This is a genomic window from Brucella sp. HL-2 (genome assembly GCF_025846885.2).
Taxonomy (GTDB): Bacteria; Pseudomonadota; Alphaproteobacteria; order Rhizobiales; family Rhizobiaceae; genus Brucella; species Brucella quorumnocens.
This window is the reverse complement of sequence record NZ_JAOYTK010000078.1, coordinates 1-805: the sequence shown is the minus strand read 5'-3', so window position 1 is coordinate 805 and position 805 is coordinate 1. Positions and strand designations below refer to the sequence as shown.

The window sequence follows — 805 nt, the reverse complement described above, 5'->3', positions numbered from 1 at the left end:
GACATTGAGCGCACCAGCTTCGCATCACTGATCCTCGATAGCCAACCCGGCCAGCGATAATGTGCACCGCGATCAGAATGCACTATTGGCCGTTTATCTGCGTCGGTCACAGTTTCTATGGCGGCATCAAGCATCATATTGACCAATTCCGCATCTGGTCTCGTTCCGAGTGACCAGCTGATAACCAAACCATCGAAACAGTCGATGATGGGTGAGAGATACACCTTGCCAGCCGGGATATGGAATTCAGTGATATCAGTCAGCCATTTCTCATTCGGCGCTGTGGCCTGGAAGTTGCGATTAATAAGGTTCTCGGGTGCCGGACTGATTTCTCCCAGATAAGAGCGGTATCGCCGCCGCTTTGGCGTGGCAACGATCAGGTTCTCCTGTTTCATCAACCGCTGCACAACCTTCTCTGAGATTGTAACGCATTGTTTGGCCAATGACGCCTGTAGCCTGCGGTAGCCATAGCATCGACGGTTGGCTTCGAAGATTTCGGTGATGTTTTGACGTATAGGGAGGTACTTGTCGGTCATCCTCATGCGGGCTCGATGATAAAAATATGAGCTGCGCGCCAGTCCCAACTGAGCAAGCAGATCCGGGAGTTGATAAAGATCTTTTAGGGCGTCAACCAACAGCGTTTTCTCCCGATTACTCAGGAGTTGCAGATCGACGCCCAGTTCTTTTTTTATGAGTTCGGTCGCTTTCTTCAAAAGGTCGTGCTCAAGCTGCAGTTTCTGAATATCGTGCTGCAGTGTTTCGAGCTGGCGCTCTAATTCTTTTCGCTCTGGCACTGGCGGTGAGT

At 50.9% G+C, this 805-nt stretch carries 1 protein-coding gene; it reads right to left on the bottom strand.

Annotated features, from left to right (window positions below; all coding sequences use genetic code 11):
• On the bottom strand, window positions 1-805 hold an 805-nt coding region (locus OIV19_RS23630), incomplete at both ends, for an IS3 family transposase (protein WP_264234344.1).